Raw genomic sequence first — 9,296 nt, 5'->3', positions numbered from 1 at the left:
AAGTTACAGCGCAAACATCTAACATTCTGGATACTATTTACGCCAATGATACCAAAAATGTTGCTCTTTTTTTTCCTGAACCCATACGGCAAGGAATAACTGGCTCAGATAATTTTGTGTTTACTTACAATCGTGAAAAAGAACAGTATTTTGGACTGCTACAGGCAAAACCTGGAGAAGAAAGTAATCTTCTGATAGTCAATAGAAATGGTTCCATTTTTTCGTATATTGTAAGGTATAAAGAGAAGCTTACAAAGCTTAATTATTTCATTCCAATATCTAGTAGCATTGGGAATGAAATACCCAAAGGAAAGGATTCGATTCAGGCTGAAACTTCTGAAAAAAGCAACGCTTACACGAAGTATTATTATGAAAAATTTTGTACTTATCTTCTTGACAGAAAACAGAGTAATGGCCGGATCAAAAAGCGGAATGAAGGTATTATTTTGAGCGTTGAAAATATAGTTTTCGATAAAGAAGAGCTCTACTTCGTTGTCCAGATTGAGAATAATTCTACTTTGGATTACGATTTGAATTTCTTAAAACTCTCTATTGAAACAAGACAAAAAGGAACAAGAAAATCGTTGCAACGGCTTTATCAGGAACCGATTTACATACAGAATCTGCCTTCTGAAATAGGAGAAATTGAAACGGTACGATTCGTTTATGTGTTACCCAAGTTTTCATTGTCCAATGATCGTAGGGCAATTCTGGAACTGAACGAAAAAGATGGCGAACGTAATATAGAACTTAAAATATCACATAGACACATTAATAATCCAAATTGAAAATGTTATGAAACACTTAGTTATTTGCTCGCTATTACTTTTACTTATTTCTTGTTCTCAGAATAAAACTTTTTCCCCAACTGAAACTGCCAAAGTTGTTGCCGAAAGTTTTTATCATGGTGATGAAGCAACCTTAAAAAAACATACTACTGAAGAAGGGTATGCAAACCTTTCAAACATTCAAGCAATGTTTGCTGAAGATAAAAATTCAGACTCCAATTTCAAGATAGTAGATGAAGCTATGGACGGCGAGGTGGCTTGGGTAAAATATTCCACAGCTTACGATACGAAGCCCGGGGTTTTTAAGCTGGTTCAAAAAGATGGACAATGGAAGGTTACGCATAATGGGCCGAGGGATAAAGGGCCTTTTTAAACCGAATTTTTATTGATTCTTTTCTAGATTAACTTCCCAATATCCCTGCGTACCGCCTTGACGTACTAAAAAACCTTTATTCTTGATAGCTGTAATATGCTTGCCAACAGTAGATTCATTAATACTCAACGCTTCAGCTATCTCATTGTATGTTATGGAAGGACTTGTTGCAATAAGTTTAAGAACTTCTTTCTGTCTTTTAGTTAGAGCATCAGTTGTATCGATTACACCACCCGTTGCACCACCTCTTACACCACCTTCTTCTTTAGCCTTTTCATTAACTTCTTTAGCAGCTTCTTTAGGAACAAGAGTCATTCTAAGAAAGTTATCTGAAAAACTAAAGCTCCCATTGCCATAATATTCTAAAATACGAGGGATGCCAGGACCCAATTGTTCCACCAGTTCCAAATCTTTAAAAATTCGCATCAGTTCCTTATTACGTGGTACTGAAAAGCCCTCGAAAAATTCTTGCTTGCTCAATCCTTCCGGGAGACCACCTGCCGATGTGATTTCAATTCTATCGGTAAAAATGGAGATGCTATCTATCCCTTATCAATCTTATAAAGCAAGTTTATAATAGCCTATCGTGTATATAAATACAACGCAAAATGGTGTATTTTTAAGCAGATAAATGTATATTTAGAGCGTCTAAAGTATAAGATTATGAACAGAATAAAAGAAGTTCTGGTAGATAAAGGGATTAAGCAAGTATGGCTTGCAGAGCGATTAGGCAAGAGTTTCAATACAGTAAATGGGTATGTACAAAACCGCACACAACCCAGCTTAGAAACCTTGTACGAGATTGCTACAATCTTACAGATAGATGCAAAAGAATTATTAGTTTCAAAGATTTAATACCTAAGGAAATATGCCAACACTCAATTGGATAGGAAAAGATAAAGTTGTTAGTCATCATCAAGATGTCGCATTTAAAGTGTTAGAACATAAATATGGCTTTACGAATAAAGGAGAGCAGAATTTTGAAACTAATAGCGGAAACAAGATAATTCACGGAGATAACCTTGAAGCACTCAAATCACTATTACCTGAATATGAAGGTAGAATTGATATAATCTATATTGACCCACCATACAATACAGGACAGGAAAATTGGGTGTATAATGATAATGTTAATCATCCTAAGATAAAGAAATGGTTAGGAGAAATCGTAGGAAAGGATGAAGAAGATTTTACGAGACACGATAAGTGGCTATGTATGATGTACCCAAGACTGAAGATAATAAATAAATTACTTTCTGATAGTGGAGTTATTTTTATGTCTATAGACGATAATGAACAAGTGAATCTTAGATTTTTATGCGACGAAATATTTGGTAAAAGAAATTTTATTTCAACTTTTAGTTGGGAAAAGAAAAAAAAAGGTTCTCATTTAGATAATTATATTACCACAGTAAAAGAATATGTTCATACATATGCCAAAGATAAAAAGAATTTTAAAGGCTTAATTGGCGAGATAGTTAGCAATAAAGAAACATATCCGTGCATTAATCCTGGTAATAGTATTAGCGAGAGACTAATACCTGCTGGCGTAAGGTCGAATTACAAATTGAAAAATCACACTCTTCCAAAAGGTTCAGTTATATCTGCTGGTAATATGAGCCTACTTTTAAAATCAGATTTGGAGATTGAAAATTGTAAACTCAAAAATGATGTGATTATAGAGAGTGAATGGCGATATGGTCAAGAAAAGATAGACGAGTATGCGAAAACAGGAGCGTTATATTTTACACGTGATTTATATTTAAGGCAAACAGTTTCAAAGCCTCGATATAAGAAGTTGAAGAACTTTTTACCAAGAGTTGATAATGACGAAATACTGAAATTAAAGGATGAATTAATCAAGCTTTACGAAAATCAGGGTAATATATCTAAAATTGAAAAGTTAAAGAAAAAGATAGACGCTATTAATGCGTTAGGGTTTTTGGATTTTGATATTAATAATTTAAATTCAGGAGGATGGGGTTCAAATGAAGATGGCGATGAAGAATTGAGAAATATATTTGGTAAGAAAATATTTGATTTCCCAAAACCTTCAAAACTAATTTCAAAACTATTAGCCTCATACAGAGACAAAAATGCTATAATATTAGATTCGTTTGCAGGTTCGGGAACAACTGCTCATAGTGTGATTAAGTTAAATGAAAAAGATGGAGGTAATCGTAAATTCATACTTGTAGAGATGGAAGATTATGCTGAAAACATTACATCTGAGAGAGTTAAGAAAGTAATAAAAGGTTATGGCGAATCAAAGAAAGTAAACAAGTTTGTGGATGGTATAACAACGAGTTTTGATTTCTACGAATTAGGTAGCCCAATATTTAAAGAAGATGAAAACCTAAATGAAGACGTAGGAGAAGATAAAATTAGAAATTACATTTACTACTCTGAGACCAAGCAACCACTTACAAGACCGCAGACTAAAGATGGTAAATACCTATTAGATAATTATCAAGATACAGGCTACTATTTTTATTACGAAAAAGACAGTCTAACCACCTTAGATAATAATAGTTTAGGCATCATTTTAACGTTACAAGAGCAATACATTATTTATGCAGATATCTGTTTGCTCGATGAAGCCTATATGCTCAACAAAAACATCATATTTAAAAAGATACCAAGAGATATAAAACGTTTCTAATAATGGAATTAAAAAAATACCAACAAGAGGTTATAAATGACCTTACTCAATTTATAGAAGAACTTGATACTACAAGGCATCTCAACAATGCGTTTTCTAACTTTTGGGAAAGTAAAGGAATATTAATACAAACTTTAGAAGATGATTATCTAAGACCTTATGATAATTCTATTAAAGGTGTTCCAAGAGTTACTGTTAAAGTACCAACAGCTGGTGGTAAAACATTTATAGCTTGTAATGCGTTGAAACCTATCTTTGATAGCTTCCCATTAGATAAACCGCAAGTAGTAGCATGGTTTGTACCTTCAGATACTATATTAAAGCAGACCTATAAGAACCTAAAAGATACGTCCCATCCATATAGACAAAAGATAGATGCTCATTTTAATGGCAATGTAAAAGTGTATGACAAAGAAGCATTATTGTTCGGTCAAGGCTTCAATCCTGTAGAGGTAAAAGAACAACTAAGTATTTTAGTGTTAAGTGTGCAGTCTTTTGTAGAAACGGTGAGAAAAGGCTTACCAAGAGCGTACAGAGAAAATGAAAACTTAGCAGAATTTGTATCTCATTTTAGAGATTTAAAAGCAAATCTTGATAATGTAGATGATACTGCGTTAATTCAAGTCATAGCATATCTTCATCCTGTAATTGTAATAGATGAAAGTCACAATTTTGAAGCAGATTTAAGGATTGAAATGTTAAACAACATCAATCCAAGTTTCATATTCGATTTAACTGCCACACCACGTAAAAAAAGTAATATCATAAGTTTTGTTGATGCTATTAAGCTCAAGAAAAACAATATGGTAAAACTGCCTGTTATTGTTTATAATCATCAAGATACTACGGAGGTATTGAGTAGTGCAATACAGATGCAAAAGACGTTAGAAGCTAAAGCTAAAATGCAAGAAGCAAATGGCGGTAAGTATATTAGACCTATTGTGTTATTTCAAGCACAACCCAAAACTAAAGATGATAATATCACTTTTGATAAGATTAAAGTTAGTCTAATCGAAATAGGTATTCCAGAAAATCAAATAAAGATAAAGACTGCGAATAAAGATGAGATTAAGAATTTAGATTTATTAAGTCGTGATTGTGAAGTTCGCTATATCATTACAGTAAATGCCTTAAAAGAAGGATGGGATTGTCCTTTTGCTTATGTGTTGGCATCATTGGCTAATAAATCATCATCCATAGATGTAGAGCAGATTTTAGGTAGAGTATTACGATTGCCTTATGTAACTAAACATCAAGAAGATTTGTTGAATTACTCGTATGTATTTACATCATCTAATAATTTCTTAGACACATTAGATAAAATCATTTTAGGCTTAAATAAGTCAGGGTTTAGTGCAAAGGATTATCGAGTAAAAGAACAACAAACAGAATCTAAAATAGATACATCATCAGGTAAAGGTAGTTTTGAAGATTTATTCGGAAAAGAACAAGAACAACCTACGAGTACTATAAATGAAAATGATGATGACGAAGTAGAAATTAATGTAGATGATGTTAAACAAATTACAGAATCAGATAAGAGTACAAGCCAATTAGAAGACATCTTAAAACTCGCAAGCGATACCAATACAGAGTTTGAGAAGAAGATGGATGAATTGGAAAACGAAGACAATTTAATACCAACCGAATTGAAAGAAAAGATAAAATCATTCCCAATTAAGGAGGTGTTTAAAGAAGATGCAAATAAAGAAGTAATACCAACATTTCATATCAAAACTGCGCCTTCATTGATAGAGCCAGATAATTTTATTCCACTTACAAAACATTTGCTCTTAACAGATTTTGAATTAGATAAACAAAATAGTGATATAGATTTAACTCGTACCGCATCTAAAATGGCAAGCATAGACCTTGCAGAAGGTAGAAAAGATGAATATGTACCAGAGTATAAGTATGTAGATTACCACGTAAAAGAAGCGTTTGCAGAATATCTTACAACACTAACACCGGAACAAAAGATAAATCAAATTGCAGGTCGTATTGCTAAAATCATCAAGAAGATAGACCAAATACAAGAGCCTCAAATTGTTGCTTACGTTAAAAAGATAATTGCAGGTTTAAATAGCGATAAGATTGCTGAAATAACCAATAATGAGCCTTTCTATGCAAAACTTATCAAAAATAGAATAACTGAATTGTCTAATCAACATATGGAAAAGCAGTTTGATATTCTGTTAGATAAAGGAACAGTTGTATGTCAGCCATCATTTACGTTTTCTAAAAAGATTGGCCCAAAAAATACGCTTAAAGGAATCACTAAAAACCTCTATATAGAAGAAGGCGAAATGAATGATTTTGAAAAGCAAGTGATAAATGAAGTTGCTAATCTTGATAGTGTAGTGTATTGGCATAGAAATTTAGAACGTGGTAAAGGCTTGTTGATAAATGGTTTTGTAAATCATTATCCAGACTTTATTGTTAAAATGAAGAACGGTAAAACTATTTTAGTGGAAACTAAAGGCGACCATTTAGATGGTTCAAACAGTCAACAAAAATTACGTTTAGGCGAAAAATGGGCAAGTAAAGCAGGAGACAATTACCGCTACTTTATGGTTTTTAAGAGCGATAAGTTAGATGGAGCAAGAACAGTAGCAGAGTTGATAGATATTTTAAGAGATATGAAATAAGAGATTATATGCAAGATTTTAAAGGAGCAAGATGGTATAAATGCGATTTACATTTACATACAACAGCAAGTAGATGTTTTCAAGATAGAGAAGTAACAGCACAACAATGGGTAGATAGAGCAATCGACCAAGGTTTAGATTGTGTAGCGGTTACAGACCACAATAGCCCAAATGCTATTGAAGCAATTCAAGAAGTTGCAAAAGATACTAATTTAACAATCTTCCCTGGTGTTGAAATTACTTGCGATACATCTAAAGTTCATTTATTAGTCTTATTTGACCCTTCTAAAAAGTCTACGGATGTTGGAGATTTTCTTATTCAATGTGAAATTAAGAGAGAGGATTTTGGTGTTCAAGAAGCTAAAACAGAAAAGAGTATAAACCAAGTAGCAGATATAGCTTCAAGAAATGGTGCAATAGTGATTCCTGCTCATATTGATGAGTTCAATGGCTTAGAATCGGTAGGAAACCAAAACCTTATAGATTTTTATAAACGTGAAGATATTAATGCTGTTCAAATAGTGCATAAAGTATTTACTGAAAACGAATACACTAATACATCTATAGCTTCAGTTGTTCCAGAGCTAAATGTATATTATAACAATCCAATACCAGCTATAGATGATGCTCGTGCGAAGAATTGGTATAATTCTGTCAAACTTGCTAAAGATAAAGACTTAGCAATGTTAACTTTTTCAGATAATCCACACGAAGATAAAAATCCAAAACACGGTTTAGATGGTATTGGTTCAAGATTCACATATATAAAAATGGATGAAACAGCTTCTTTAGAAGGGTTACGACAAGCATTTTTATTACCATCGCATAGAATAGTTAATGATTTCATTGATGCAACTACAATAACGGAAAAGCCTGAGTTTTGGATAAAATCAATAACCATAGCAAATACAACCTTAACAGGGAAAGAACCTTTTAAGGTTGGTTTTAATCCACAATTAAATACAATAATAGGTGGTCGTGGTAGTGGTAAGTCAAGTATTTTAAGATTTATCAGAGGTGTATTTAATCGTACATCTAATCTTGAAAATTTTGCAGATTTATTCAAAGAGCATAATAATTTCTATAAAACCAATGACGTAAGAGGTATTGAATCAGTAGGTGTCTTTAATGAAAATTCAAATATAGAAATCGAATTTATCCGTAAAGGTTTTCTATACAAAGTTAAAACATCAAATATAAAATCCTCAATTAATCAAACAATAGAAATACATAAATTAGATAACGATGTATGGACTGAGATTGAGGATGAAGAGTTTTTAAATTTCTTAGAGTTTGAACAATATTCGCAAAAGCAAATATTTGAAATCTCAAAAGACCCAAATGCGTTATTAGATAGGATTGATTTAAACGTTGAAGAAATCAGTCAATTAAAAGATAAAAGAGAGGTTGCTAAAGAAAACTTTTTAAAATCTTGTAGTACCATAAGAACATATCAAGTAAGTTTAAAATCAAGGCTTAAGCTAAAAACTGATATTGAGGATTTAAAGAAGAAGTTAGAGACTTTAGATAAGGCTGGCATTAAAGAGTTAATGGCCGAAAAGAAAGCGTTTGCAGAGGAAGAAAAATTACTTAACGATTACAAAGAACAGATACAAGAGTTAGTTAATCAATTAGATGGTATAAAAACAGAGTTTGAAATTGAACAACCATATGAATTAGGCTTTTCTGAGAGTAATAGAGAGGAACTCAAAACATTCTTATCTGAGATAAAAGAAGCACTATCTACAAAAGCAACAGAGTATGAAGCACTAATAACATCTATATCACAAATAAAAATAGATTTAGAAACTAAACTAACATCTTCAAAATGGAAACAAGCATATACTACAGCAATAACGAATTATGATGAAAAGAAAGCTGAACTTGAAGCTGAAGGTGTAGATAACATAGACCAATACGAGGCAATATCTAAAGAGATTGAGGATAAAGAAGAAGAATTGGTAGCTCTTGATGTGATAAAAGCAAATGAAGTTTTAGAAGTTGCAGAGAGAGTTAAATTCCAAGATGAGTTTGTTCAATTATGTAAAGATATTACCACTAAACGTAAATCATTTATTGATGATAATGTTACGGATGATAAAATTAGGGTTAAAATCAACCCTTTCAGAAATCAAACAAGTTTTGAATTACAAGTAAGAAAAATAATTGGTAAGGATACTTCTTTTGAAGAAGACTTCAAGAAGCTAAAAGAGTTATGTTTTCGTGGTCAAGTTGAGCAAAAAATAAAAGATGTTAAGAAAGAGTTTCGCACTAATTTTTTTAATGATAATGCAAATGTGGTAGGTGGTCATTTCAAAAATGCTGTTCGTGGTATTACTGACGCAGGTATGGATGAATTAGAATTATTTATGCCAGAGGATGAAGTGGTTGTAGAATATAAACCTGAAAACGCCGATACCTTTAAATCGTTGTCAACTGCTTCCGCAGGACAACGTACTACTGCAATACTAACTTTCTTACTTTCATTCGGTACTATTCCATTATTATTAGACCAACCAGAAGATGATTTAGATAATAGATTAGTTTATGATTTAATAGTAGATAGATTAAAAGTAGCCAAAGGCAGTAGACAAATTATTGTAGTTACTCATAATGCAAATATTCCTGTTAATGGCGATGCAGAATATATTATTTCTATGGATTCAGAAAGTCAGTTTACTTCAGTTTTACATTCTGGAACAGTAGAAAGAGAAGAAATAAAGAAAGAGATATGTGATGTTATGGAAGGTAGTGAGAAAGCATTTAAAATGCGTTCTGATAGATATAAATTAGTTTAGTATTGTGCAGTAGTAAAGTTTTAAAAT

6 protein-coding genes and 1 pseudogene are annotated in these 9,296 nt (G+C 32.1%); 6 read left to right on the top strand and 1 reads right to left on the bottom strand.

All coding sequences use genetic code 11. From position 1 onward, the window contains the following. Both GILLI_RS04335 and GILLI_RS04330 read left to right on the top strand, forming a co-directional pair. The coding region (locus tag GILLI_RS04335) for a DUF4138 domain-containing protein (RefSeq protein WP_006987900.1) at positions 1-788 on the top strand (788 nt) is incomplete at its 5' end. Positions 789-795: 7 nt separating this feature from the next. Beyond that, entirely contained in the window at positions 796-1,161 is a 366-nt protein-coding gene (locus GILLI_RS04330; protein WP_006987899.1) for a hypothetical protein, read from the top strand. Positions 1,162-1,170: 9 nt separating this feature from the next. On the opposite strand, the pseudogene GILLI_RS04325 reads toward GILLI_RS04330, so the two are convergent. Next, positions 1,171-1,692 (bottom strand): annotated as a pseudogene (locus GILLI_RS04325) (ATP-binding protein); the annotation flags it as partial. Positions 1,693-1,824: 132 nt separating this feature from the next. Between GILLI_RS04325 and GILLI_RS04320 the strand changes: the two are divergent. Genes GILLI_RS04320 through GILLI_RS04305 form a run of 4 tightly spaced genes read left to right on the top strand, consistent with a single transcriptional unit; the run spans position 1,825 to position 9,269 of the window. After that, positions 1,825-2,016: a helix-turn-helix domain-containing protein gene (locus tag GILLI_RS04320; RefSeq protein WP_006987898.1), complete on the top strand. Its 192-nt coding sequence runs from the start codon at positions 1,825-1,827 to the stop codon at positions 2,014-2,016. Positions 2,017-2,029: 13 nt separating this feature from the next. Then, positions 2,030-3,823 (top strand): site-specific DNA-methyltransferase, encoded by a 1,794-nt coding sequence (locus tag GILLI_RS18330; RefSeq protein WP_006987897.1) that lies wholly within the window; start codon positions 2,030-2,032, stop codon positions 3,821-3,823. A 2-nt stretch (positions 3,824-3,825) separates the two neighbouring features. Next, positions 3,826-6,471 (top strand): DEAD/DEAH box helicase, encoded by a 2,646-nt coding sequence (locus GILLI_RS04310; RefSeq protein ID WP_006987896.1) that lies wholly within the window; start codon positions 3,826-3,828, stop codon positions 6,469-6,471. 8 nt (positions 6,472-6,479) lie between these two features. Continuing rightward, positions 6,480-9,269, top strand: a complete 2,790-nt coding sequence (locus GILLI_RS04305) for a TrlF family AAA-like ATPase (protein ID WP_006987895.1) — start codon at positions 6,480-6,482, stop codon at positions 9,267-9,269. The last annotated feature ends 27 nt before the right edge of the window (positions 9,270-9,296 follow it).

Source organism: Gillisia limnaea DSM 15749 (genome assembly GCF_000243235.1).
Taxonomy (GTDB): domain Bacteria; phylum Bacteroidota; class Bacteroidia; order Flavobacteriales; family Flavobacteriaceae; genus Gillisia; species Gillisia limnaea.
This window is presented reverse-complemented; position numbering and strand designations above follow the sequence as displayed.